The sequence below is a fragment of the Parasutterella excrementihominis YIT 11859 genome (genome assembly GCF_000205025.1).
In the GTDB taxonomy this organism is placed as follows: Bacteria; Pseudomonadota; Gammaproteobacteria; order Burkholderiales; family Burkholderiaceae_F; genus Parasutterella; species Parasutterella excrementihominis.
The window spans coordinates 1-24587 of sequence record NZ_GL883703.1; the positions used below are offsets into that span (position 1 = coordinate 1).

A 24587-nucleotide genomic window follows, 5' to 3' on the forward strand; every position below is an offset into this window, starting at 1 on the left:
CTATAGTTCGTCGAATTGTGATTCTTTTAATATTATTCAACATCGATATGAAATATTATTGAATATCTATGTCGAAAACTGAATCTGACTTAATGCGATTGATTCAGGTCTTCAACAAAAACGTAAGAATTCTTAGACGAAAAATCGGCGAATCCATTCAAAAACAGATGCGCCGATCCACCGTTTCTTCAATTGCGGTTAGACGTTTTCAGTCGTAGTTTTCTCCACCGTTTCCTGCGCCAAAGATTCTTTTTTCTTTCCTCGGAATTTTCTTCCGAGTGCTGTGGCCTGAGTCTTCACCCAAACTACCGCTGGGACGAGGGGACTGGCTTTCAAGTGGGTCTCCTGAAACTCGACCGGAGAACGCTCCTCAATCTTTCTACAAATATCCTCAATCGCAGAGAGATAGGCTTTGTAGTTATCAAGGTAGAAAGCCAAAGCCTTCGAGAAATTAGAACCAAGCATTCCGCTTAAGAACAACCTTGAAACTTCCTTGTACTCAGTGAGAGATTTCTGGAAGCGAACAAAAACTAAACGCTCTTCCGCAGACATTCTCTTGAGTTCCGTCAGGAAGGCATGTTGTGCACAAGGCTGGTAGTACCAGATATACATCAAATCGAGAGAAATCACGATGCATTCGATTTCCATCGATTTAGAGCGCTCGGAAATCACACGAATGAAATCTGCTGGACGAGACATTAAGGAGAGGATATCGTTCTTCGGAAAAGCCAGTTCCATACGCTCGAAGCAGCTGAAGAGCGCCTTGGCCGACATACGAAAGTCAGATGTGCGGAGGCGGTAGTTATTGCGGCGATCAGCCACACTCTCAATCACTCCAGCCACTGTATCGGAAGCGAACTTAGACACGATCGCTGCCGCCGGCACCAAAATCGCGGCCGCAGGCATTCCGGTAATGATCGGCAGAATCATCGCGAGGATCACGTTGTAGACCATGGCTACCGGAATTGCCAAAATGCTTCGAAATAAGTTTCCGACAACAGCGGTCTTCGGAAATCCACGGAAGATGTTATGAGAAGAGATGTAAAGACCATTTGCCAAAGCAATGATCGAGAACACCAGTAGAGGCGCCTTATCCACTGTGATCCCGAGAATATGCCCCAAAAGGACATTACGAGTAAAGCCTTCGAGCAGCACAACCGACATGCCGGTGTACATCAATGAGTCACTGACGCGAGACCAATTAATCAAGGATTTCCAGTCGATGCGCGCGCCCTTCTGGAAGCCGCCCCCAGCAATAACCGCCTGAATAATATTGCGGATGCCGGTAATGCTGAACCAAATCAGAGCTCCGAACCAAGCGAGCACCCACCAATTCTGAGTGAGCATGAAAGTGAGGAACGCCGGCAGGAAACCGATCGTGACCTTGATAATGTTCAGGATCGTCGTATTGGTATAAGAGAAACCGGTCTTTTCTTTTTTCTGTTTACTCTCGTCAGCCACAAGCCCGTTAGTATTGCCTCGTGTAATGCCGCCGAGAGAAACCACGTTGCAGTTATTCGTTGTGACTTCTGCGTTGGCGTAGGTCGCGACCCATTCTCTTGAGTGTTTCATTCCGAACTTTGTGAAGCCCAAGTTCTTGCGAACCCATTTCACAAATGGAGAAACTTCCTCAGGCTCCGAATAAACATCGATACATTGAACCGGAACATGCAGAGGAATTTGGAAAGACTCATCGCTTTCCTTCTCGATCATCTTTTGCGCGCTGCGCGGAAGCGTATCGGGCACGGCAAAGCCCATACCGAATCGTGTACCTAAGATGGTCGTGGAGTCCGATCCAAACCGGCTGCCGAGCGGCTGGTTGGCATAGAAACTCAAGATGCACGGGATGTTCTCGAGGAACTCATTAAAGAGAGCGCTGCGTTCGGGATTTTGTGCAATCTCCAGACGCTGGTGCATTTCTTGGATAATTCTTTTGAGCTCAATCGCATTGTGTCGGTTGATCGCCTGCTGCAGCTGATTGATCTCGTTCAAGTGTTTTACACGTCCGAGCTCACGCTCTTTCATGTTTAGGATTTCCAGATGCGAAATCCGACCTTGTCCGAGCCAAAGGAGTTCTAAAACATCCGCATCTGACAGCTTGCCCGTTAAAAGCGTAATGCGTGACGACGGACGAATGTGCATCAGACGAGACAGGAGTCCCTGAACGTCAACCTTAAGAAGATCCGGACGGTTATCATCCGCCGATTCAGACAGCGAGGGAATTTCAGGATTTCGAGACGGACGGAGCCAACGCTGGTAAAGCACAACAGAAGTCAATTCATCCAGTTTATTCAGGCGTTCCTGAAGAACGCCTTGATCCTCAGGAGATGCGCTCAGGAGCTCCTGCTTAACTTTATCAGCTTCTGTCTCAACAAGCGGAAGCAGTTTGGAGTGCACAAATTCAGAAAGACGAATCAGCGTGGTTTGTCCCATGCCAACGTACTCTTCAAATTCTTTTGCCGACAGAAGGGGAACCTCAATGCCCCATTCCTTCGCGATTTCTGCTGCGTGCTTGGCATTAAAGACTTCCAAGGTCTGAAGGACTTCTTCTTTGGCCCAGTCTTCGACTGAGCGGCCTTCCTGCATCAAGGCTCCGGTTTCAGGCTCTTTTAAAAAGTCCAAAACCGACTTTGTGTCCGTAAATCCCTTCGGCGTCCAAAGGAATTCAACATAACGATCGTGGAAACAAGCTTTAAATTTAATACCCAGCCGAACCGAAATGCCCATGATATGAGCAGCTTCATAAAGTTCGTAGACTACTTTCGGATCAACAAAGTTGTAATAGACAACCGTCAGACGGCGAATTCCTTTCACACGAGCGTCCATCACCAAATAGGTCGGATTTTTTCGGCCCATGGTATTGGCGTCGTGCACATGGTCGTCCATCGTTTTCTGATTCCACTCTTCCGGCATCTCCAACAGAAAGAATTTAGAAAGGAATGCTCGAACGATACGAGGGTTACCCGCCGCCACTTTTTGGAAATCGTGAATCAGACGGAGTTGTTCTTCTTCATTGCCGCGTGCGCGGACAATCTCCTTCATGAGCTGAATAAGCACGCGCGAAGTGTTAAAGCGGAACGGTGTCTGTGCGCTGTAAAGCACTTCATCATGAAGCGTTTTCAGAGCCGAAAGTCTTTCTTCTACGCCTGTCCCGTCATTTAAACGCTGCAAAAGGTTAACCTCAGCCATCGCCATCCGTTCTTCATGGGTGCTAACCATGTTTTGAATGCCGTGCGGGTGCAGAGCGGTTCTAAAAGTCTCCTGCTCAGCAGAAGACACATTGCCGGAATCGATGACCTCATTAATTTTTCTGAGCAGATCTCGATCCTTCTTATCAAAACGTAATGACTGATTCACCTTGCGACTCAAAAGTAATTATTCTTGTGAAAAGTTTCGATTTTACAGAAGGTTAGCTTTTATGGTTGTAACAGAGAAGCAAAAGTTACCTGTGGTTTTCGGCAATAGATTCACTCTTTTCGAGCGTTCTATTGGGTGCGGCCGACCTCATCCTCTTCGCTATTTTTTCTGTTCCGGCGTTTTTTAGCTCGTTTCTCTTCGAGACTGCGCAGTAAAACAGAGCGAAACCACTGATGCGCCGGATCAAAATGCGTACGGTCATGCCACAGAAATACCGGTGTCCACGCCGGATCTGCGACTAGATTCTTCGGAAGAATGGTCAGAGGCAGGTTGCCGATAAGTTCTCTCACAGAGGACTCCGGCAAACGTCCGATAAGATCGCACTGCGTGAGCATGTGCGGAACCGTTAAGAGATAAGGGGTATCAATGGCAATATTGCTCCCCTCTTCAAACCCCGAGGAGTCGGTCGTGATCTTTCCCTCCGAATAACCGTACTTCACCGCAATAAAACGATAGTTCTTTAAGTCCGACCTTTTAAGCTGCTTGCCTTCCCTCAGCTTGACTGCCAAAGGATGAGTATTCCTGACCACATATAAGTGATCGGTGTTATAGAGCGTCTCGTAATGGAATTTCTTTCCTAATTCTCTTAACTTCAAATTGGGCGGTGCGTAGATGACAATATCAATGTTGCCCTTCTCCAGCGCCCACTGAAAATGCTCATGGAGCGAAATGATAGACAGACGAATATTCGGAGCCTGATCAAACAGATTAGCAAGCGACGGAACTATGAATCTCAGAGCCGCATTATCAATACAACCAATACGGAAATCCTGCGTTAAATTCTTTGGCGAAAAGACCTTCGGACTCGGAAGACGGTCTATGCGCATCAAAATGGATTGGATTTCGCCGATCAATGAATCCATCTTCGGTGTCGGCATCATTGCACGCCCGCTCTTCACAAACAAAGGATCTTCAAAAATTTCACGAGCCTGCGCTAAGAGGCGAAAGCACGTTGCTGAACCTTTGCCTAAACGGTTTGCCGTGGAAATAAGGTTGCGGGAGTCATAGAACTCGGCAAGAAATCTGAGCAACTCGCTGGTAGGTCTGTCTTGGGCTATATCGTTATCAATTTTGATGAGGATTTTTGTCAATTTTAATCAAATATGACAGGAAAACTCCTCTATTCAAACACGCGAAAAGCCTCCAAAATTTCACTCAGAAGCACCCCAATGCTGACCAAGGAGAAACAATTATGCAAAAACTCTCAAGAAGGCAAATTCTCAAGGCAATCTCCGCTCTTCCGGCCGTCTCTCCGGCTACTTCCGTTCTTGCACAGGCTTCAAATCCCCAGCCTCAGGAATGGACGGGCTTTGCCATTTGCGATTCTTGCAACCATGTACCTTCCTGCGGAATTCAGTTCCAAGCACAAGGCAATAACATCATCAGTATCCAAAACTGGAAAGAAAATCCGCGTCACTGGCTCTGCTCTAAAGGCATGAGCACTCTGCAGCGCTTATATAACCCGAATCGTCTGCTTTACCCGATGAAACGCACGGCTCCCAAAGGGGCTGCCGATCCGGGATGGGTTCGTATTACCTGGGATGAAGCTTACAAGACGATTGCAGCCAACATGCTCGCCGCCAAGAAGAAATACGGCCCCGAATCTGTCATGTTCTATGCCGGCGACCCGAAAGAACCGAGACCTTCTATTTACCGTTTGGCTCGCTATTTCGACTCTCCCACTTGGGCCACAGAATCCTCCGCCGCTTGCCGCTCCGGCTGCATGATGGCAGAACAGCTCAACTTCGGACAGCCGAACAACGGCGCAACTCCGACGAAAGATACTAAGGTTTACATGATCATGGCCACCAACGTTTGGGCTCAGCCCCTGGGTTGGTGGGAAGCCATAAAGGCTGCAAAAGCACGCGGCTGCAAGATCATCACAGTTGATACAAGAAGAACCAAAGCCGCAGAAATTGCCGATATCCATTTGGCTCCTGCCATTGGTACGGATGCCGCTTTGGCTGCCGGTATCGCCCGCGTTCTGATCAAAGAAAACCTTATTAATAAGCCCTTCATTGATCAGTGGACACATGGTTTCGAAGAGTACGCCAAGTACGTTGACCAGTTCACACCCGAAAAAACCCAGGAAATCACCGGCGTTCCGGCCGACAAGATTGTCGCCGCGGCTCGCCTCTGGGCTCAGGGCCCGGGCTCCTTCACTCTGACGACTCAGTCTCTGTCTCACAACTCCAACGGTGTGAATAACACTCGCGGTCTGCTCCTACTGCCAATTTTAATGGGCTATATCGACATCCCTGGCGGCGTTCCTTTCGGTCAGCCTCCCAAAGGCTTGTCCATGGCTGCATTCGGTCTGCACCCCGCTATGGCCGATAAGAAGTGGTGGAACTCTCCTGAAGTAAAAGCTCGCCGCTTAGATAAAGACGAACTTCCGCTCTGGCATGACCTACAGGATCAGACAAGCCCGAACAACCTGCCTGAATGGGTTCGTGACGGTAAAGTCAAAGTCTTCTGCGGATGGGGCTTTAACGTCAACATTTGGCCGCAGCCTGATGTCTATAACGACGCCCTCTCGAAATTAGACTTTGCATTCGCAACGGACTACTTCCACCGCAAAGACAGCCACCGAAACATGGATATCATTCTTCCTGCTGCGATGAACTATGAACGCCATGCTCCCTTCGGCTGGTACGGTCCTAACATTGCCGTTCGCAAACCGATCAAACCGCTCGGCGAAGCTAAAGAAGACTGGCGTATTGCTCTGGAACTCGGCTGCATTGTTGATAAACCCGAACACTTCTTCGACGGCGATCCCGAAAAAGCCCTCGACTTCATCCTTCATCAGTACGAAGGCGGCGACCTCGTTAAGTTTAGAAATGCATTGCCTCAGATCAGCCGCATCCCAGCACCGAAGCCCGGCTTCAAGAAGTACGAAGACGGAAGACTCCGTCCTGACGGCAAACCCGGTTTCAACACTCTTTCCGGCAAGCTGGACTTCTTCTCGGATCGTGCCGCCAAATTCGGCTATCCCGGCCTTCCGGTTTACAAGCCGATGACCGAGCTCAGCAAGGATTTTGATCTTCGCTTGATGAACGGCTCACGCAAACCGTACATCACGCACAGCAAGACGCGTACGGACCAGCCCTACCTGATGGAAATTGAAGACTGTCTGCACGTCAACATCAATCCGAAAGACGCGGAAGCCAGAGGTATTAAGGAAGGCGATACGATCCTCATCACTTCCCCGTATGGCGGTCCTGTAGAAGCTAAAGCAGTGGTTTCTCTGATAGTTCCTGTCGGCACGATTGACGCTCAATATGGCTGGCTCGACAACCAGAATACCCAGAAACTCATGAACCGCGGCAATCGCGACCCGCTGTCCGGTTATCCGAGCTACTTCGAAAATCCCGTCCGTATTGAAAAGAAAGCCTAAGGAGATCGTCATGAGCAAATATGGAATCATTGTTAATGCTGACGACTGCGTCGGCTGCCACGCCTGCTTCGTCGCTTGTAAAGAAGAAAACCAAGTTGCGCCCGGTGTGAAGTGGAACCATTTGGAAAGACTTGAGCATCCGGCTGAAGAAGTCATCGAATACTTCCGAGTATCCTGCATGCACTGCGAAAATCCAGCTTGCATGAAGGTGTGCCCTGTAAAAGCCGTTTACTTCGGACCGCACGGTGAAGTTCTGATTGACCAGAAAAAGTGCATCGGTTGCAAAGGCTGCTTAGCTGCCTGCCCGTACAGTGCTCCTAAATTCTCCGATCCGAATAAGCAGTCTTACTTCGGCGATCTGAAGCCGCTCGGCGGCAGATCTGCCAGTCCGACAGCTTGGACAACGCGCATTCCCGGAAAAGCCGAGCACTGCACGCTGTGCACGCATCGTACTTCCCAAGGGCGCTTGCCTGCCTGCGTTGAAGTATGCTCGACTAAGGCTTTGCAGTTAGTAGACTACGACAATCCGACCGCTGCTCAGAAAGCCTTGATCGCTAAGGCCCAGATCATCAATAAGGATGCCGGTACTTCTCCGAAGATCCGCTTCATTTCTTCCATTACGGACTTTGGGGCTATGAAAGTTAAAGCCTAAGTTTGAAGTGCGGTGCCGAAAGCGTGCGGCACCGCCTCGTGTCTCTTAGGGTATTTTTGAGGCACGTCTCTGATCCGCCTTCTTACCCGCTACTCGCAAAAATGCCGGCAAACTTCGCCGGCATCTCTTGCTTAGGAACAATAATCGATTAGTTATTAGCTATTCGTTTTGCTGCTTCCTCTCCGGAAATTCTGCCGAAGGTAATCGTCTCGGAAATCGAGTTGCCTCCGAGTCTGTTCTTTCCGTGAACACCGCCGGTCACTTCACCTGCGGCAAATAAACCTTCGATAACTTTGCCATTCTTATCGATTACTTTGGCCTGAGGATTGATCTTCAAGCCGCCCATGTAATAGTGAATAGCGGGAGTGACTTCAATCGCATAGAAATTTGGAGTATCCACCTTCGCTGAGATCTTCGGACGACCGAATTCAGGATCGTTACCGGCTTCTGCATATTTATTGTATTGGGCAATCGTTGCTGCTAGATTCTTCGGATCAATTCCGGCGTTTTTTCCGAGTTCCTCCAAGGTCCTACCTTCTTTTGCAAGCCCAAGCTCAAATGCAGCGCCTGTCTGCTTTACTTTATCCCTAACCTTTTGATCAAAGATTTCGTAAGCAACGCCTCCTGTCTGTTTCGAAACCGCTGCACTTGTTTTATCCCTTGTCGTCAGTTCGCTAATGAAACGCTTGCCTTCTTTATTTACAAAGACAGCACCTGCTCCTCGAACCGTCTCGGAAACGATTACCGGAGAGCCGACAAGAAGGGTCGGATTCAATTGAATTTCCTTCGCATCTACAACTGCAGCGCCGACATTTTCGCCGAGGATGATACCGTCGCCCTGACTGCCCGGTTGGTTAGAGGTTTTTACTTCAGGGCTAATATCCGGGCGAAGCTTCTGAATTAGCTCAGGATTGGCACCAATACCACCAGTCGCAAGGATGACCGCTTTCGCATCAATCTGATAAATGCCAGTATGTTTGCCTTTAACCAAAGCTCCGGTAATTTCTCCGTTCGTTCCTTTTATGAGTTTGACAAGTTTGGTATTGAGGCGGAGGTCTAAATTCGACTTAGCAGCTTCATCTCTGAAGAACTTAGAAAGATAGGGGCCTACAAAGGCACCGTCGGCCGGTCCATGCATACGAGCCGCGGAAGATCCACCACCCTGACCAACATGACTTAAAGTTGCTCCGTGTTTATCGAGCCACTCAATAGACTCGTTTGATTTATCGGCAAGCACTCTTACGAGATCCGGATTAGAAACATTCTTTCCGCCCTTCATGGTGTCGTCAAACATCAACTGCGGATTGTCCTCAATACCTGCCTGCTTCTGGAATTTTGTTCCTGCGGCATTCATACCGCCGGCTGCCAATTGGCTATTACCGCCCGGAACGGCCATCTTCTCAATCATGATGAGATTTTTTACGCCGGCTTCTCTTGCAGCCATTGAAGCCGTGAAACCAGCCGCGCCAGAACCAACAATAAGCAGGTCTGTTTTTTCTATTTTTACAGGTTTTAATTCTTCATATTTTGACAAGTCGTCCGTGAACTTGGCCTTCAATCGGCTTACACCCTGCTTCATTTTGTTCAAAGTCGGGAAGTCATGGCAATTTGTGCAATAAGCTACACTCGGGACATGACCGGAGTGGCAGGCCGTGCATTGCATTTGGCCGATGTGGCTTTTATGAGGATTGGGGGTCTGAGAGCTGGTTTTTGTTCCCATTTGCTCTAATGATCCATGGCAAATGGCGCATTGTTTATTGATTTCAGTCTCTGAATCTGAGATCACATTCGTTGTATGGCATGCGGCGCAGTCAAGCCCTTTCTTTGTATGAACACCGGCTAAATAAGCTGCTTTATCTCCGCTCATATATTGTCTAGAAAGGTCGGCATTGAAAGGTTCGGCAGAGGCTGCATTAATAAATGCAAAAGACAACACACCCGCCATCAACACATACCCTACTGATGGTTTAAACATTTAATTCTCCTTGTGGACGAGCCAATCTCGTTATTAAATTATGTGAGTTATAGAAGAGAATTTCTATTTAAAAATAGCTAAGATAGTGTTAGGTTTCATCTAACACAATTTGCCCAAATGTTTCACTACGATCTCAATGACTTGCTGTTGCTGCAAGCAATTTCAGACTGCCAAAACTTAACGAGGGGAGCAGAAAAAATCGGCCTTACCGCTCCCTCCGCATCCGTTCGCATTCGAAAATTAGAGAATGCATTGAAAGTCAAGCTCCTAAAAAGAAGTCCTAAGGGCGTTGAATTAACCTCTGCTGGAAAATTAGTTGTTGACCAATCAAAAAAGGTTTTCTGGACCTTTGAGGGCATGGCTTCTTCGCTTCGGCCGTTCATACGTAAAGAAGAAGGACTAATCAAAATCTTCGCTAATTATGGCGCGGCTGTTGATTTCCTCCCTTATGACCTCGCCGAATATATGACAATCCATAATGAAATTTCCTTCGTGTTGGAACAGCGGCCCTCTATTGACGTCGTCAGAGCGGTTTCCACGGGCGAAGCAGACATTGGAATCTCCGTTTGTGAAGTTATCCCTGAGTCATTAAGAAGCTTCCCGTACCATGAAGATAGGTTAGTAGCCATCGTTCCCGAAAACCATCCGTTTGCCGATCGAGCTCGCGTCGATTTCAAAGAATTACTGGTTTTCGATTCTGTCGGCCTATCTCAAAATTGTTCCATGCAGCTTTTCCTGTGTAAAAAAGCTGTGGATTTGGGTTTGCCAATGAAACTTAAAGTGCAGGTAGACAACCCAAACATTCTCTTTGAGTTCGTTTCTGTAGGGGTCGGCTACGCCATCGTTTCTCAAAAGACATTAGAGAAAAAGTCTCCGGAATGGAAATTTAAAACTGTCCAATTAAACGATCCATGGGCTCGGAGGGAATTAAAAATTTTCCTGCCGCAAGCTAAAGATTCCGAAACAAATCGTCTTGAAGAATTCAAAGATTATTTACAGTCAAGAGGCTATATGAATAGCGTTGCCGGTGAACAGTGATAACGTCTTTACAAACTGACCTTAGGAGTGGTGGTTTTCGACGAGCCATTACTCGTCTTTTTACTGCTCAAAAAGTTAACATTACATCCTGGATTGAACGAGACCTGCCCTTACCGTCTACCCAGTAACTTTTCTTCTGGACTGCTTAAATCCTCCTTCTGGTCTGCATTTTATAACCTCTGGTCATGTTCCAACTGGATCATTGGACATTTCTCGGTTCTTAAGAAATTTCTAAGATTTCTCCTGAATCCCATACTTGAACAAGGAGAAAAAATGAGCTGTCCAACATTAGTCAAATCAGCAGTCATTTCTGCCCTGGCGGGCTTTTGTTTAGTTTCTTCCGCTCAGGATCATGAACTTACAACAGACGTTGTAGTTATCGGAGGCGGAATCTCGGGCTTAAGTTCGGCAATGTCGGTTTTGGATCATGGCGGCAAAGTTGTTGTCTTAGAAAAACTTCCCGGCCTCGGCGGTGCTGGAAATTACTTCGAAGGTGCTTTCGCAGCAGATTCGGATTACAAACGCAGAAACGGACTTAAAGAACCGACAGCAGACCAGGTCTACAAAGACGTCGTTCGGTTCTACAACTACCGAATCAATGCCGTCGTTCTGAGAACGCTTATCAATGAAAGCGGTCCGGCTATGGACTGGATTGAAACTAAAGGTTATAAATTTCAGTTAAATAAGAGAGGCAAAAAAGACCGTCATATGGCTCCGGACGGATTTGGAGCCGGCTTCATCAAACTTTTCTACAGAGATATTGAAAAGAAAGGCGGAACAATTCTTCTCGAAACCCCAGCTCAGAAACTCATTCAAAACGATAAAGGTGAAGTAATCGGAGTAGAAGCCAAAAATTACAAAGGCGAAAAGGTTGTTGTTAAAGCCAAAGCCGTCATTCTGGCGACCGGTGGTTTCCCTGGAAATCAGGAAATGCTGAAGAAATACGTTCCGGACATCGGCAAGGAAGGGATGGCAAGAATCATGCTTCGAGGCCCCGGCATTGAAGGCCGTACAGGCGATGGCATCAATATGGCCAAAGCGATCGGAGCTGATTTGGCAGGTATGGATACCATTGCCGGCAACAGTCCTTACCTTGAATATGAACCCGTCATCTTCCAGTTTAACGGTCCTCAATGGCTCAAAGAGTCCAGGGCTGCATTAAGTCAGCCGTTTCTGTGGGTAAATAAGTTCGGTCAGCGTTTCTATAACGAAGGTAACGGCCGTTACTGGAATGACAACCATAACGCCATGACGGCAAACGGTGGCGTGATGTTCTCTATTTTCGATGAGAACATGAAAAACAAACTTATTAAAGACGGACCTCTCACTGACTTCAATCAAATTGTCATCCGTGGAGAACCCATGACCGCTCTGAACGAAGGCCTGGAAAGAGGTATTAAAGCAGGCTATGCCTTCAAAGCCGACACAATTGAAGAGTTAGCTCAGAAAATAGGCGTCCCGATCCAGAATCTTGTCGAAACTGTTAAAGACATCAACGCTGCCGCGGATGCCGGCGAAGACAAGATGCTTGGCAGACCCAAAGAATTCTTGTTTAAGTTCTCCGATCACGGTCCTTATTATGCAATGCGCGGCCTCAGAGCTTTCTTCCAGACCCTGGGCGGAATCCGCATGAACTCAAAAATGCAGGCGATGGACAAAAAAGGCAACGTCATCCCTGGTCTGTATGCCGTGGGAATGGATATGGGCGGTTTGTATGACACAAGTTACGACATCAAATACCCGGGCTTTACAAGCGGATTCGGTATGACCGGAGGTTTAATCGCCGGCCGTGATGCCATGCGTTTAGTTAATGAATCAAAGAATTAATTCCAGGAGAAGAATATGCCGCGTATTTCACTATCAGTTTGTTTTCTTTCTTTAGCTTTGGCTTTCTCCTCTCTGGCGCAAGCTCAGGCTCTCCAATCCATGAAGGCTCATGAAAAGCTGGGTGTGACTTGTCAGCAGTGCCATGGAATAAATACTCCGACAACCGCTCCCAATGAGAAACAATGCCTAAGCTGCCACGCTAACAGTTCGGGGCATTATCGGGGAGCAAAGTTGGATGCTCAGGGATACGGCGTACCTAAAGTCTATATCGAGAGCGGTCGCAATCGTGCAGCTGCAATCCACGACAGCCACTCCGGTCCCGTCCGCTGCACCGTCTGCCACACCGCTCACAAAGCTCCTCCGAAGATGTATTGCAACAACTGCCACTCCTTTGATGTGAGAACAAAGTAAATAAGCAGCCGGGGCAAAAAAGCCCCGGCGGAACTGAGGAGAGTATTGTGAAAAAATTAAATTTTCTTATGCGGGCAGCTTTGCCTTTATTTTTACCCTCGCTCGCGTGGGCGTCACAAGTAGAAGTCTATGGCGTCATTGACACCGGCATTGCGGTAGCTAGAGTGAACGGTGAGACCAGAGTCTATGAAGAAACAGGCTTTATGAGACCGAGCCGCTTCGGATTCAAGGGGAAAGAAGACCTGGGTAACGGCAGAGCCGTCAGCTTCGTCCTGGAACAAGGTTTTGACTCAAACAACGGAGCTCAGAGCCAAGGTGCAAACTATGCCTTCGGACGAGAAGCGAACTTAACTTATGAGTGCGCTTACGGAAAGTTCGGCATGGGCCGTATTGGCAACTTTATGTCCGGCATGGGTTCCTGGGATCCTTGGGGACCAAACTCGGGACCTTTTGCGACGGGTTGGGGGATAGCCGCTTCCGGCTCTTCGATGTCAGATTATCTGAGAATGGACAATACCTTTGCCTGGCAGTCTCCCAAGATGGACGGTTGGCAAGTAATGGCCCAATACTCTTTGGACGTATTGGGGACAGAAGCCGAAAGAAATGTCGACAACACTCGTTATTTGTCCGGCGGCGTGACCTACATGAAGAACGGTCTGAATGTTCTGGCTTTTGCCGGCTGGAGAATGAATCCGACAGTCGAAGGTAAAGGCTATCAAGACGGTCAGACTTACGGGCTTGCTCTCAATAAGCAATTTGACGGTTTCAAACCCTACCTAGCCGCACAATATGCGAGAAATTCTTTATCTGTAGGTAAAAAACCGCTCTTAGTTTTTAAAGCTGTTGAAGCAAAACATCCGAATACAAAAGGGATTAACGGCATAGCAATTATCACCGGTACCGACGTCTCTTGTTTTAGCGGAACCTTTAAAGCCGCAGTGCAATACTTCCATGGTAAGAACGAAGGCGCAGAGGATAAAGACAAACTCAAACGGCTGATCTTCTCTATCGGACAGGAATATCCTCTTTCGAAACGAACAGTTTTATACGCCGGAACCAACTGGGGAAAATCGGAAGCCAAGGCGCACGGGCATAAAGAAATTACTCGCGCGTTAGAACTTTTTAGCGGTATCAAACACAGCTTCTAATCATCCGTGAAAGCCTCCGGGAAGAGATACAGGATTTCTTCTCGGAGTTTTTGCAGTCCTTCTTCAAATTGTTCTTTAGTTAGAGAAGGAGGATTTAACATAATGTGCTGCGTATCAGAAGAGTCGTAAAAGAATCCCGGGTTAAATGAAATTCCCTGCCTCGATTCAAACAATACTTTGGTGTTTATCGGTTTTTTAAAGCGAAGCCAGAAACACCAGCCGCTTGCCCTGCGGTTCCAATCCGCAATATCCCCTAAATACTTTTGAATAAGGTAATTATTCGAGAACGTATCTTCCCTAATCTTTTCTCGAACGGAATCGTGGTAGTTCTGCAGCTCTCCTGTTTCAAGCAAGTGCAGCAAAATTTTTTGAGAGAGGATGTCGATCGTTCGGAATCGTTTTTCCTTAATATCTTCAAGTCTCAAGATTACAGATTTAGGGGCTACGATCCACGAAAGCCAGGTTCCCGCAGCCATACCTCTCGGGAAAGCTCCGATTTGAACGACTCCGTCAGAGAATCCCTGCCTAAACAAATAATTGGGTCCGTCTTTCTCCAAGTTATATAACTCAAGCATGCAGTTATCAATCACAGGAATATTATGCGTTTTACACACGCTGAGAATTTTGTCCCTGCGTCCTTTGCTCAGTGAAACATTCGTCGGCGGATTACAACTTGACCATATGAATAAGACCTTATCATTCTTGGGATTCCCTTCCGCTAATAGTGAGTCAACAACAACTCCTTCAGGATCACTGGGCAATGGATGTAACTGAGCACCATAAGAGTCCAGGTAACCAAAGTAATTTATATCACTCGGGCTTGAGTAGTAGAGGTGCACGCCCTCACATAAAAGTAGTTCGGCAACAAAAGAAATCGCCTGTACGGGGCTAGCAACGAGTAAAAGTTCATCTCGAGAACAAGCAACCCCTCTTTGGTTTAAGTATTCAAGCATTGCCGTCTGAAGAGGTTCAATACCATGAATGTCATCGCGCCTCAACACAGAAGAGGTCCCGATGATCTGCTCTATCCTCCGGAGCGATTTCAAGTTTGTGTCGCAGTCCGAATATTCTGAAGATAGACGAAGGCGGGAAAGATTAATTTCTTTGCCGTCAATACGACTGCTTTTTTGTATGTTGCAGTAACGATGGCCGGACCGTCGGAAGTAGACGTTCCATTGGACGCCCTTTGTGGAAAGATCGGAAACGACAGCTTGGTTCCTTTCCTTGATATCAACAAGTCCGGCATCCGTCATTTCTTCCATTGCCTTCACAATCGTTGCGCGGGACAAACCAAGAAGTTTTGCCAGCTGGCGCTGGGACGGAAGCACCTCTCCTTTCCTCAGTTGTCCCGAAGCCACCGAATCCCGAACTAAATTAACCAGCTGTTTGTATATCGGCAACGGGCTGTTTTTATCTACTTTCCAACAGATCATAAGCACAAACCATCCTTCTTGTACAAGGAAATTATGTTTTCTATACCAAGAAAAAGAAAGGCAAATAAGAGAAAACGAGAGGTGCTAGATGACATCCAAAAAGTAGCCCTGAAGCCCTCAAACTGATAAAGTCTCATTGAATAAAAAAGATGCGCTGGCCAGCTCCTTCTGTGCCAGTCCCAAGGAATACTCACATGAATTACACAGAAATTTCTCGAGAAGAATGCTCCGAAGCATTAGCAAAAATCATCACCGTCTTAAGCGAAATTATTCTCGACCCGCATGAGAATAAAACTTCCGTTTATCCCAAGGCTGCAGAAGCTTTTAACGGTATCGCCGATGAAGTCGGCTTTGGCGGACCTCGATTCAACGAGGTTACTTTTAATGAAGAATTTGATCGCGATGCCGCCAAACTCTTTTATGGTGTCGGCGACACAACCATTGGTATGACGCACTCCTTTTGGGCAGGCGGCCTGATTACCGTAACCGGAAAGAATACTCACGAAGCTTTTAAAACTTATCTCAGTAGAGGTCTTCAGAACACCTCCAACCTGCCTGACGATCATCTTGCAGTTGAACTTGCCTTCCTCGGCCACCTTTTAGCCGAAGACAAAATTGATGAGGCGCAGCAGTTCGTTAAAAATGAAATCCTTGCGTGGTGGCCGACCGCAGAACAAAACATCGACAGCAAGACACAAAACGCCGGAATCAAGGCATTCTTCGCCTCTGTCACAACCGCTTTAAAGTTTGTAGAAGCCCTGTAATTTCCCTGTGTGAACATGTTCACATGCGCTTTTGACCGCCTTCTCTAAGGCGGTTTTTGCTTTAGTTTTTGAGTCTTCCTATCGTCGATTAACAATACTGGCTGGACTAAACTATCAGCAAATCCCAAGGAAAAATAATGTTAGCCGCCACAATACTTCATTCACTATCCGCGGTCTGTGTTTTATTGATCGTGATCGGCTTTGGTGTTTTTCTCGCACGCAAAGGCTGGTTTGATGCCCCATCGCACCGCGGTATCGTTTCTAAACTCGTCAACGCCGCTCTTCCGTGCTTCCTCTTTTATTCTGTTATCTCTAAGTTTTCGCACGGGGAGCTTTATAACTTACTGAAGTTTGCGGGGCTTCCGTTCCTAACGGTCGGCTTGAACTTTTTGATCTCCGTCCTATTCATCAAGCTCGGCTGGGTTCGGCCTCACATGAAAGGAACGTTCATTACCGCATTTACCGGCGCGACCGTTTTGTTCGTCGGCGTCCCTCTGGTACAGACAATGTACGGCTCGAACGGAATTCCTTATTTGCTCGTCTACTTCTTTGCCAATTGCGTCTTCATTTGGACCGTCGGCATCTTTAACATTCAGTTAGACGGTGCGCGCCGAGGCATGACAGAAGAACCTAAGATCTTCTCGGTTCACGGACTCAAGATGCTGCTCTCCCCGCCGCTGATGGGTTTCCTTATCGGTTTAATCGTTGTCCTTCTGTCGATTCCCGTTCCTAAATTCATCTCTCAGTCGACCCATACAATCGGTCAATTAGCGACACCGCTGGCATTGGTCTTTGTCGGTATTACCGTCTGGCAAATCGGTTTTGAGAAGCTCAGGAAACTCCCGAGGGAAGTCTGGCTGATTCTTCTCTCCTGCTACGTCATTCGTCCGATTACGATGTATTTGTGCACGATGCCTTTGGACATGGATCCGCTCATGCGGAAGTGTTTCATCTTGGCTTCCGCGCTTCCTGTCTCTTCCGTGATTGCCGTGCTCTCTAAAGCCTACGGCGGAGACGAAGAGTTTGCCTCTGAGGCCATCGGCGCAAGCACTGTTGCGATGATCTTCGTCCTTCCCTTCCTGCTAATCGCCGTTAACCTCGTTAACTGAGTCCGACTTGAAACGAATCTCGAAGTCGGTACCTTTGCCGACTTCGGATTTGAGGGAAATGCTCCAGCCTAAGGCCTCGGCTGCGCGCTTCGAAATTGCCAGTCCCAACCCAAATCCTTGATAATGGCCGCGACTGCCCTGTCCGGCTCTAAAACCTCGGTCAAAAACCTTTTCTCTATCCTCTTCTTTAATTCCGATGCCCGTATCTCGAATAATGGCCTTATCTTCATCAATAATCACAGTCACCGAACCCTTGTCCGTATAGTGAATGGAATTGAAGACAAGGTTGTCAAAGATGGTTGCCCCGAGCACCTCATTAAATGTCTGCTTAGGCGCATTCTTCAGTTCGACCGAAAGCTTTAATCCCTTGTTTTCAGCCTTTTGTTTCCAAGACTCTTTCAGGCCGGCAATGAGTTCGGGCATTGAGCAAAGCGCGTTGTTCTGACCTGTTCTAGCACGTCCGATATTTAAGAAAACCTCCGCCATCCCTTTAATTCTGGAAGAGGCATTCTGCGCCCGGCGAATTAAAGTTTTTTGACGGTCGTTGCTTTGAACCTGTTCATTAAGAAGTTCGAGGCTCGTATCAATCACTGTGAGGGGAGTACGAACTTCATGGCTGACTTCAGTAGAGAAAGCCCGCTCCTTCATCGCCAGCACTTTGAGTTTCGAAACAAGCGCCTTAAAAGATCTTTCTAATTCTCCGATTTCATTGTCCGGCCAATAACCCTTGAAAATTTCTTCCGTGTAAATTTTGCCGTTCTGAATCAGCCCCTCGGCTCTCACGGCTTCCTTGGTTAACTGTCCCAATGGAGACAGCAGCTTACGGCCCAAATACCAGCCGACGAAAGAGCAAATAGCGATTAAAAGAAGAAATCCGACCACGCCGATTCGGAAAAGATGCCGTTCCCAAATTTCGAAGTTGCCTTGATGACGGGTCAGGACATAACGCTTCCCATCGATGATTTTGGTGTAAGTGTGGAGATCTTCGCCATCCGTGAACTCTGTATAGCCCTGAGGATAATTTTTAAAAAGCTCCGGTATCTGCCGTGATGGATCTCCTTCAATATAGAGACGCGTGACCTGATCCAATCGCGGCGGCTTTCCCTGAAGAATATCGGCAGTCACAACCGTCTGCAGCATGTCATCCATCACAGATGCCATGAGCTTGTTCTCTGCCGTCTCTAAAACATAAACCAATGTAATGGAATAAAGAACTGCGCAGGCGGCTGCAATTAAGCCGCACAAAAGTCCCAACGATTGCTTGAGCGAACGACCTTTTTTCATTCCCCGCGATCCTCTTTTGCTCGTACCGCCCAGCCGAACCCGTGACGAGTTTCAATCAGCGGTTCTTCAAAAGGCTTGTCTACGATTTTTCTAATTTGATAGATATGAGCTCTCAAATTATCCCCGGCCACTCGCTGGAAGCCCCAGATCTCATCTTCAATTTCTTCACGAGAAACAACTTCGGGACTTTTCTGCATCAAAAAGGCAAGAATCCGGAAAGCTGTCGGATTGAGCTTGAGCTCCGTATCTCCGCGAAATACCCGCTTGCTGTCGAGTTCGAGCCTGAGATTCCCGACTTGAAGAACTTTTTCTTCCGGCGTTGAACTGCGGCGAAGGACGGCTTGGATCCGCAGCAGAAGCTCAGCCAAGGAAAAAGGCTTCACTATGTAATCATCTGCGCCTTCGGAAAGACCCATGATGCGGTCGTCTGTGCTGTCTTTAGCGCTCAAGATAATAATGGGAGTCGTGTTGCCCCGGCTTCTCAGTTCGCGGCAAAGGCGCAAACCGTCCATACCGGGAATCATGATGTCCAGGACAATGAGGTCATATTTATTGACGATTGTTAAAGCCAGAGCTTTCAAGCCGTCATCCGTGTTGTCGGTCTGGTAATTTTTGGACTCTAAATATTCAACGAGGTTGAGCCTAATGTCCTCGTTGTCTTCCACAATCAAAATCGTCGGCATATCTGTTCGTTTTTAACGTAGTTTTCACGATCGCTTAACCCGTCATTTCAGGCAAGAGACCCATACTTATCTTCCGATCGGTGCGGAGTTGTAGACGATGAATTTAAAAGTGCCAAAGAAGACCAATTCTTTCCTGGTTTGGAGCTTCAATGACATTCTAACGGTATTGCTTCCTTTGTGGTTGCTATGCCTAATTTCGGAGTTTCGCTACGCACCGATCGACTCATTTTTTGCGGCACCGTTTTATCTTTCCGGAAATAATTGGTTAGGGACGGGAAATTTTTTCTTTTCAGCAGTGCTCCATAAAGGCGGCAAGTATGTCGCAGTTGCTGTTGCGGTGAGTTCGCTGATTCTTTTTCTGCTTTCTTATTTGAAGAAGTTCGCCCGATTAAAGCCTTATCGAAAAGTCTGCCTGTACGTCACGCTTTCTATTTCGGCCTGTGCGCTCATCATCAGCGGCCTGAAGCCCTTATCCGCCTCTCCTTGTCCTTGGTCGCTTCCTCAGTACGGCGGAAGCGGGAGCGCCGGAAAGTGTTTCCCTGCAGGACACGCCTCTTCCGGTTTTTGTTTGTTTTCCCTTTACTTTGCCTTCCGCCAGCTCCGCGTGACGGGATCTTGGATTTTCCTTATCCTCGCTCTAGCATTAGGCTGGATTTTAGGGGTTGGGCGTCAGGCGCAAGGCGCACATTTCCTCTCTCATTCCTTTGCTACGATGTTTTTGGACTGGGCTATTTGCGCCCTGTTCTATCGATTATTTTTCTTTCCTAAAGCTCCGGTAAAAATTCGCCAAAAACCTATTTCTGCGCTTTCTTACTGCCTGATCACAGCTTTTTCTCTGACTTTTATTTTTAATCTTCCCTTTTTCTCTAAGGCTTGCTCAGCGCTCAAGTTCTCTTTTTCGGACCTATGGCTTTTAGCTGTTTGCGCTTTTATTCTTTTTTCTGCGTTTTTCACGGTTCTTCGGCTCTTAAACCACAGCTTCTTAATTAAAGTCTTTAGCTTATTCTTTACGGTCTGCGCAGCCGGAGCTATGTACTTCAATTATCAGTATGGGACCATTATTAATTCGGAAATGATGCGCAACGCGCTCGCTACCGATACGGCTGAGGCTGCGGAACTTCTAACTGCCAAGTTCTTTTTAGAATTCGCCTTTTTATGCCTCCCGCAGCTTTATCTAACTTTCTTTGTCCCGATTAAGCATTCTTCTTTTGTACGCGGCATATTTCAAGCTTTAGTTGGGCTGGTCATCGGAGTTTGTTTCCTCATGCTCAACTTCCAGGGCGTCTCTTCGCTGATTCGTTCAGAGCCTGTCCTTAGAAATTTAATCTCACCAGTAAACGTCTTCAGCGGAACGTACAAAGCAGTATTTAAAGACGGTTCTACAGAGGTCGATGCGCCTCGCATCGTCATCGACCCAAAGCCCGCGCTTGGAGCGAGTCACAAGAATGACAAGGGAACACTCTTTATCGTTGTTGTCGGAGAAACCGCTCGTTTAGCCAATTGGGGTCTTGCGGGCTATAGCCGTGATACGACGCCCCAGCTGCGTGCCAGAAATGTGATTCCGTTCAGCAAAACGATCTCCTGCGGCACGAGTACCGATGTCTCTTTGCCTTGCATGTTCAGCCGTGTTGGTCGAGATCGCTACGACAGAGACAGAATTTTGAAAGAAGAAAGCCTCTTGCCGGTTCTTCAGAGAGCAGGCATCAATGTTTTTTGGGTCGATAACCAATCCGGATGCAAGGGCGTCTGCAAAGGCGTCCCATCTTTGTCCATTTCTAAAACCAAAGCCCCTTCGCTTTGCTCAGGACCGAGATGCTATGACGAAGCCTTGCTCGCAGGCATTGATACCTCAGAAATCTTAAAGCCGGGCAAAACGACCGTAGTCTTTATGCACCAGCTCGGGAACCACGGCCCCGCTTACTCTAAACGCTATCCTAAAAATTTTGAAGTCTTTAAGCCTGTCTGCACGGATGAGAAGCTCAACAATTGTTCTCGGGAAGAGATTGTAAATGCCTACGACAACGCAATCCTTTACACCGACCACTTTTTAGCCGGCGTCATTGATTGGTTAAAGGGTCTGGACGGTTTTGATACGGGACTGCTTTATGTTAGCGATCATGGGGAAAGCCTTGGCGAAAACAATATGTATCTGCACGGCGCGCCGGAATTAATCGCGCCTAAAGAGCAAAAAGAAGTCCCTATGCTTCTGTGGCTGTCAAAAGGTTTTGAGCAAAAATTCGGTCTTAACGACGTCTGCCTGCGCGAGCAGGCCAAAGCGGACGCTTCTCATGATCAGCTTTTTTCCTCGCTTCTCGGGATTCTTGACGTTAAATCTTCCGTCTATGATCAAAACAAGGATTTTTCTGCTGTCTGCAGAAAATCGAACAGTTAACCAGCTGTGTTGATTTATTGCCTGGCTTTTAACTTTTGCAGGCCCAGGGCATAAAACTCTGCTCGTTTTATAGAAGCTTTCGTCTCATGTTCGACAAGAGCCCTTGCAAGAGCTACAAGGCGTTGATTGGAAAGGTTTTGCTTTTTTATTGCCACCGTCAAATCCCACGGAGCTCTACTCCAGCCATTTAATACCGGCAACAACCTTCCCTGTTCTATATCCCTCCAACAAAAGGCGAGAGATAAATCTATTGCGACCCCCATCCCTGCCATCAGCCACTCTTTACCTGATAGCACGTCGCCGGAGAAAACAATTTGTTTGTACTCAAGTGAGCGTAATTCACCGTCTTTTTGCAAATGGGTTGTAGCCGGATAATTCCGGCCCGCTCTCAAAATAATGTCGTGGGTTCTCAAATCCTCAGGACTTTGCGGATTCCCCCTCCTCCTAACATATTCGGGAGTAGCTAACGGAACGTTCCCTACTTTATTGACATCCCAAATAAACAGCCCTTCCGCAGGCGGACGATACGGTAAATACGCAATATCCACCTTGCCTGAAATCACGTCCTCATGGTCCACGTCAGAAAGTATCTCTACCTTTAGATTTGGATCCTGATGAGAGTAACTTTGGATAATTTCCACAAAACTGGTACGAGGAACATTAACCGGTATCCCGAGCTTTATTGATAACTTATGACTTCCCGAAGCAGAAATCTTTTCTTTTAACTTCTTTGCGGCCTCCAAATAGCATTCAATCTCCGGCAGCAGCTCAATGGCATCCTGAGTTAAACGAACTGGCCTTGAATGAGGCTCCGTTAACCGGATTCCGATTTCAGTTTCAAGCCCATGTGTTAGGCGGCAATAAAAGGCTTCGTCCCGACCAAACTTATCCGCTGCTAAAGAAAAGCCTTTTCCTTCGGACAGCGATAAAAGCACTTGCCAGGGAAGAAGTCGCTCCGAGATTTTCATACGTCTTCTTAATTGTCTATTTCACAATTAAGAGTTTAGAGAAAACATGGTGGACTTAGAAAGAAGTATTTACGATTATATCCATAACTTATTATTTTCTAAGGAGAAAATCATGAATACCCTCAATAGAAGAAAGTTCTTATCATCTTCCGCTCTTTTGGCTACCTCTTCCTTAATTACCGTAACTGCAAATGCAGCAGCCAAGGACCCAATGCCAGCAAAGTGGGATGAAGAGGCTGACATAATTGTCGTCGGTTCCGGATTTGCCGGCCTTGCTGCGGCCGCAGAAGCTAAAAACGCAAATGCCGGTAATGTTATTGTGCTGGAAAAGATGAGAGCGCCTGGCGGAAATTCCGTCATTAACGGCGGTATTTTCGCAGTTCCGGGAAATCCGGCTCAAGTTAAATTAGGCATCAAAGATTCTCCTGAACTTCTGGCAAGCGACATGATCGCCGCCGGACTCGGTTACGGCTATCCCGAGAAAATCAAAGCGATGACCGAAGAAGCTTTACCAACGTACGAGTGGACAGTAAAAGAACTCGGTGTCCAATACAACGACAAAGTCGGCCAGGAAGGCGGTCACTCTGTTCCCCGTCACGTCTATACCATCAACGGGTCCGGATCCGAAATTGTCCATAAACAACTTGCATACGCCAAGAAGTTAGGCATACCCGTCAGACTAAGAGTCTACGTAGAAAGAATCATTCGTGATGAGGACGGAAGAGTTAAAGGCCTGCAGGTAAGAGAAGGCTACAGATTCCCGAACGCGCAGTCCGGCAAAGTTAAGTTCATCAAGGCCAAAAAAGCCGTAATCCTTTGCCATGGAGGATTCGGAGCGGATGTGAACTACCGCATGAAACATGATCCGAAATTGACAGACAAATTCGACACAACGAACCAGCCGGGCGCTACGTCAGAACTTTGGAGAGAAGCCTCCAGAATCGGCGGTAATTTGATTCAGGCCGACTGGATTCAATGCGGCCCTTGGAATTCTCCTGAAGAAAAAGGCATGGGCGTCGCCTTGTATTTCGCCCAGGGCGCAGCAGCAACACAAGGAATTTGGATCGATTGTGCAACAGGCAAGAGATTTGTCAATGAATTAGCCAACCGAAAGATTCGTGCCGACGCTGTTATTACCAATAACAATAAAGGTCATACCTGCATCGCATTAGCAGACCAAACCGCCGTTGATCTGACGATTCAGAAGAGCCGTCCCGGAATTTTGGACAAGCAGCTCGAAAGAAAAGTTGTCCACAAATTCGCGACATTAGAAGATCTGGCAAAACAATATAACGTACCGATGGATGCCTTGCAGGCCACTATTGCCGACTACAACAAGCACCAGGCCGAAGGTACTCCGGACGAAATGGGCAGAAAAATCTACAAAGGAGCCCAGGCCATCGGAACAGGACCGTGGTATTGCTCAATCCTTTCGCCAAAGGTTCACCACTGCATGGGCGGCTTGGAAACCAATAGCAAAGGCCAGGTCATTGATGTGTCCAGCGACAAACCCATCCCGGGCCTTTATGCCGCCGGAGAATCAACCGGGGGTGTACACGGCGCCGTGCGACTCGGCTCTTGTGCCGTTCTTGACTGCTTAGCCAACGGACGAATTGCAGGAAGAAAAGCTGCTCAAGAACAAAACTGGAGCTAGCCGTACTTTTCCAATCAGCGGCGCCTGCTGCCGCTGATTGAAACTTCAAAATTCCTCAGCCAAAGAAAAAATGAGCAATCAGAATCTTTTAAAAGTACTGTTCTTACTTTCTTGTCTTTGTTTGTCGCTACCCTCCTTCAGCGCGGGTAAGCTGGGAGCAGATATGCACCAAGCAAAAGGCGTTCAGTGCCAAACCTGCCATGGTACTGACATGAAAAATCCTCAATACCCCACAGAAGAAACATGTACACAATGTCATCAGAAGGCAGTACTAGCGGAAAAGACGCGGAATCTTCCAGATGCAAATCCTCATGCTGCTCCTCATAACGGTGACTGCATCTTGTGCCACTTGCAGCATGAGAAGTCAGAAAACTATTGTGCTCAGTGCCACAATTTCAAATTCGTAGTTCCTTAATTCCGAAGATGCTTTCAGGTGCG

Annotated in this window: 18 protein-coding genes; 11 read left to right on the top strand and 7 right to left on the bottom strand. The window is 47.5% G+C overall.

All coding sequences use genetic code 11. From position 1 onward, the window contains the following. Positions 1–198 precede the first annotated feature (198 nt). Positions 199–3357, bottom strand: a complete 3159-nt coding sequence (locus HMPREF9439_RS05520; protein ID WP_008864072.1) for an MATE family efflux transporter — start codon at positions 3355–3357, stop codon at positions 199–201. Positions 3358–3485: 128 nt separating this feature from the next. Next, positions 3486–4508, bottom strand: a complete 1023-nt coding sequence (locus HMPREF9439_RS05525) for a LysR substrate-binding domain-containing protein (RefSeq protein ID WP_008864073.1) — start codon at positions 4506–4508, stop codon at positions 3486–3488. A gap of 101 nt (positions 4509–4609) precedes the next feature. On the opposite strand from HMPREF9439_RS05525, the gene HMPREF9439_RS05530 reads away from it, so the two are divergent. Both HMPREF9439_RS05530 and HMPREF9439_RS05535 read left to right on the top strand, forming a co-directional pair. Beyond that, the gene (locus HMPREF9439_RS05530; protein ID WP_008864074.1) at positions 4610–6811 is read left to right on the top strand and encodes a molybdopterin-containing oxidoreductase family protein; all 2202 of its coding nucleotides are present in this window, start codon (positions 4610–4612) and stop codon (positions 6809–6811) included. A gap of 10 nt (positions 6812–6821) precedes the next feature. Beyond that, the gene (locus HMPREF9439_RS05535; protein WP_008812298.1) at positions 6822–7463 is read left to right on the top strand and encodes a 4Fe-4S dicluster domain-containing protein; all 642 of its coding nucleotides are present in this window, start codon (positions 6822–6824) and stop codon (positions 7461–7463) included. Between the two features lie 148 nt (positions 7464–7611). On the opposite strand, the gene HMPREF9439_RS05540 is transcribed toward HMPREF9439_RS05535, so the two are convergent. Continuing rightward, entirely contained in the window at positions 7612–9438 is a 1827-nt protein-coding gene (locus HMPREF9439_RS05540; RefSeq protein ID WP_008864076.1) for a flavocytochrome c, read from the bottom strand. A gap of 117 nt (positions 9439–9555) precedes the next feature. Here HMPREF9439_RS05540 and HMPREF9439_RS05545 point away from each other — a divergent pair, with 117 nt between their 5' ends. The 4 genes from HMPREF9439_RS05545 (at position 9556) to HMPREF9439_RS12915 (ending at position 13862) form a co-directional block, all read left to right on the top strand. Beyond that, positions 9556–10476 carry a LysR family transcriptional regulator gene (locus HMPREF9439_RS05545; protein ID WP_008864077.1) on the top strand — a complete coding sequence of 307 codons (921 nt, stop codon included), beginning with the start codon at positions 9556–9558 and terminating at the stop codon, positions 10474–10476. A gap of 273 nt (positions 10477–10749) precedes the next feature. After that, positions 10750–12303 carry an FAD-dependent oxidoreductase gene (locus tag HMPREF9439_RS05550; protein WP_008864078.1) on the top strand — a complete coding sequence of 518 codons (1554 nt, stop codon included), beginning with the start codon at positions 10750–10752 and terminating at the stop codon, positions 12301–12303. Between the two features lie 15 nt (positions 12304–12318). Continuing rightward, complete coding sequence (locus HMPREF9439_RS05555) at positions 12319–12714, top strand: cytochrome c3 family protein (protein WP_008864079.1); 396 nt, start codon at positions 12319–12321, stop codon at positions 12712–12714. A gap of 47 nt (positions 12715–12761) precedes the next feature. Beyond that, positions 12762–13862 carry a porin gene (locus HMPREF9439_RS12915; protein ID WP_050789281.1) on the top strand — a complete coding sequence of 367 codons (1101 nt, stop codon included), beginning with the start codon at positions 12762–12764 and terminating at the stop codon, positions 13860–13862. Here the strand turns inward: HMPREF9439_RS12915 and HMPREF9439_RS05565 are convergent. Beyond that, entirely contained in the window at positions 13859–15295 is a 1437-nt protein-coding gene (locus tag HMPREF9439_RS05565; RefSeq protein WP_008864081.1) for an aminotransferase-like domain-containing protein, read from the bottom strand. The two genes, HMPREF9439_RS12915 and HMPREF9439_RS05565, sit on opposite strands and share 4 nt — an antisense overlap. Positions 15296–15489: 194 nt before the next feature. Between HMPREF9439_RS05565 and HMPREF9439_RS05570 the strand changes: the two genes are divergently transcribed. Then, a complete protein-coding gene (locus HMPREF9439_RS05570) occupies positions 15490–16059 on the top strand; it encodes a molecular chaperone TorD family protein (protein ID WP_008864082.1) in 570 nt (189 codons plus the stop codon). A 137-nt stretch (positions 16060–16196) separates the two neighbouring features. Next, the gene (locus HMPREF9439_RS05575; RefSeq protein ID WP_008864083.1) at positions 16197–17168 is read left to right on the top strand and encodes an AEC family transporter; all 972 of its coding nucleotides are present in this window, start codon (positions 16197–16199) and stop codon (positions 17166–17168) included. On the opposite strand, the gene HMPREF9439_RS05580 is transcribed toward HMPREF9439_RS05575, so the two are convergent. Then, a complete protein-coding gene (locus HMPREF9439_RS05580; RefSeq protein ID WP_008864084.1) occupies positions 17142–18452 on the bottom strand; it encodes a sensor histidine kinase in 1311 nt (436 codons plus the stop codon). The two genes, HMPREF9439_RS05575 and HMPREF9439_RS05580, sit on opposite strands and share 27 nt — an antisense overlap. Then, the gene (locus HMPREF9439_RS05585) at positions 18449–19135 is read right to left on the bottom strand and encodes a response regulator transcription factor (protein WP_008812289.1); all 687 of its coding nucleotides are present in this window, start codon (positions 19133–19135) and stop codon (positions 18449–18451) included. Before HMPREF9439_RS05585 ends, HMPREF9439_RS05580 begins: the two co-directional genes overlap by 4 nt. A 97-nt stretch (positions 19136–19232) precedes the next feature. On the opposite strand from HMPREF9439_RS05585, the gene HMPREF9439_RS05590 reads away from it, so the two are divergent. Beyond that, positions 19233–21527, top strand: a complete 2295-nt coding sequence (locus HMPREF9439_RS05590; protein ID WP_008864085.1) for a phosphoethanolamine--lipid A transferase — start codon at positions 19233–19235, stop codon at positions 21525–21527. Positions 21528–21541: 14 nt separating this feature from the next. Here the strand turns inward: HMPREF9439_RS05590 and HMPREF9439_RS05595 are convergent, their stop codons facing one another. Beyond that, complete coding sequence (locus HMPREF9439_RS05595) at positions 21542–22495, bottom strand: LysR substrate-binding domain-containing protein (protein WP_008864086.1); 954 nt, start codon at positions 22493–22495, stop codon at positions 21542–21544. A 112-nt stretch (positions 22496–22607) separates the two neighbouring features. On the opposite strand from HMPREF9439_RS05595, the gene HMPREF9439_RS05600 reads away from it, so the two are divergent. Continuing rightward, positions 22608–24149: a flavocytochrome c gene (locus HMPREF9439_RS05600; RefSeq protein ID WP_040603461.1), complete on the top strand. Its 1542-nt coding sequence runs from the start codon at positions 22608–22610 to the stop codon at positions 24147–24149. A 163-nt stretch (positions 24150–24312) separates the two neighbouring features. Next, the gene (locus tag HMPREF9439_RS13060; RefSeq protein ID WP_244862400.1) at positions 24313–24564 is read left to right on the top strand and encodes a cytochrome c3 family protein; all 252 of its coding nucleotides are present in this window, start codon (positions 24313–24315) and stop codon (positions 24562–24564) included. The last annotated feature ends 23 nt before the right edge of the window (positions 24565–24587 follow it).

What these genes read in the sequence shown, in the direction of transcription:
- HMPREF9439_RS05565 (WP_008864081.1), bottom strand. Translation starts at nt 15,295, where the DNA reads ATGATCTGTTGGAAAGTAGATAAAAACAGCCCGTTGCCGATATACAAA.
- HMPREF9439_RS05530 (WP_008864074.1), top strand. Translation starts at nt 4,610, where the DNA reads ATGCAAAAACTCTCAAGAAGGCAAATTCTCAAGGCAATCTCCGCTCTT.
- HMPREF9439_RS05550 (WP_008864078.1), top strand. Translation starts at nt 10,750, where the DNA reads ATGAGCTGTCCAACATTAGTCAAATCAGCAGTCATTTCTGCCCTGGCG.
- HMPREF9439_RS05545 (WP_008864077.1), top strand. Translation starts at nt 9,556, where the DNA reads ATGTTTCACTACGATCTCAATGACTTGCTGTTGCTGCAAGCAATTTCA.
- HMPREF9439_RS13060 (WP_244862400.1), top strand. Translation starts at nt 24,313, where the DNA reads ATGCACCAAGCAAAAGGCGTTCAGTGCCAAACCTGCCATGGTACTGAC.
- HMPREF9439_RS05595 (WP_008864086.1), bottom strand. Translation starts at nt 22,495, where the DNA reads ATGAAAATCTCGGAGCGACTTCTTCCCTGGCAAGTGCTTTTATCGCTG.
- HMPREF9439_RS05555 (WP_008864079.1), top strand. Translation starts at nt 12,319, where the DNA reads ATGCCGCGTATTTCACTATCAGTTTGTTTTCTTTCTTTAGCTTTGGCT.
- HMPREF9439_RS05570 (WP_008864082.1), top strand. Translation starts at nt 15,490, where the DNA reads ATGAATTACACAGAAATTTCTCGAGAAGAATGCTCCGAAGCATTAGCA.
- HMPREF9439_RS05590 (WP_008864085.1), top strand. Translation starts at nt 19,233, where the DNA reads ATGAATTTAAAAGTGCCAAAGAAGACCAATTCTTTCCTGGTTTGGAGC.
- HMPREF9439_RS05540 (WP_008864076.1), bottom strand. Translation starts at nt 9,438, where the DNA reads ATGTTTAAACCATCAGTAGGGTATGTGTTGATGGCGGGTGTGTTGTCT.
- HMPREF9439_RS05600 (WP_040603461.1), top strand. Translation starts at nt 22,608, where the DNA reads ATGAATACCCTCAATAGAAGAAAGTTCTTATCATCTTCCGCTCTTTTG.
- HMPREF9439_RS05535 (WP_008812298.1), top strand. Translation starts at nt 6,822, where the DNA reads ATGAGCAAATATGGAATCATTGTTAATGCTGACGACTGCGTCGGCTGC.
- HMPREF9439_RS05585 (WP_008812289.1), bottom strand. Translation starts at nt 19,135, where the DNA reads ATGCCGACGATTTTGATTGTGGAAGACAACGAGGACATTAGGCTCAAC.
- HMPREF9439_RS05580 (WP_008864084.1), bottom strand. Translation starts at nt 18,452, where the DNA reads ATGAAAAAAGGTCGTTCGCTCAAGCAATCGTTGGGACTTTTGTGCGGC.
- HMPREF9439_RS05575 (WP_008864083.1), top strand. Translation starts at nt 16,197, where the DNA reads ATGTTAGCCGCCACAATACTTCATTCACTATCCGCGGTCTGTGTTTTA.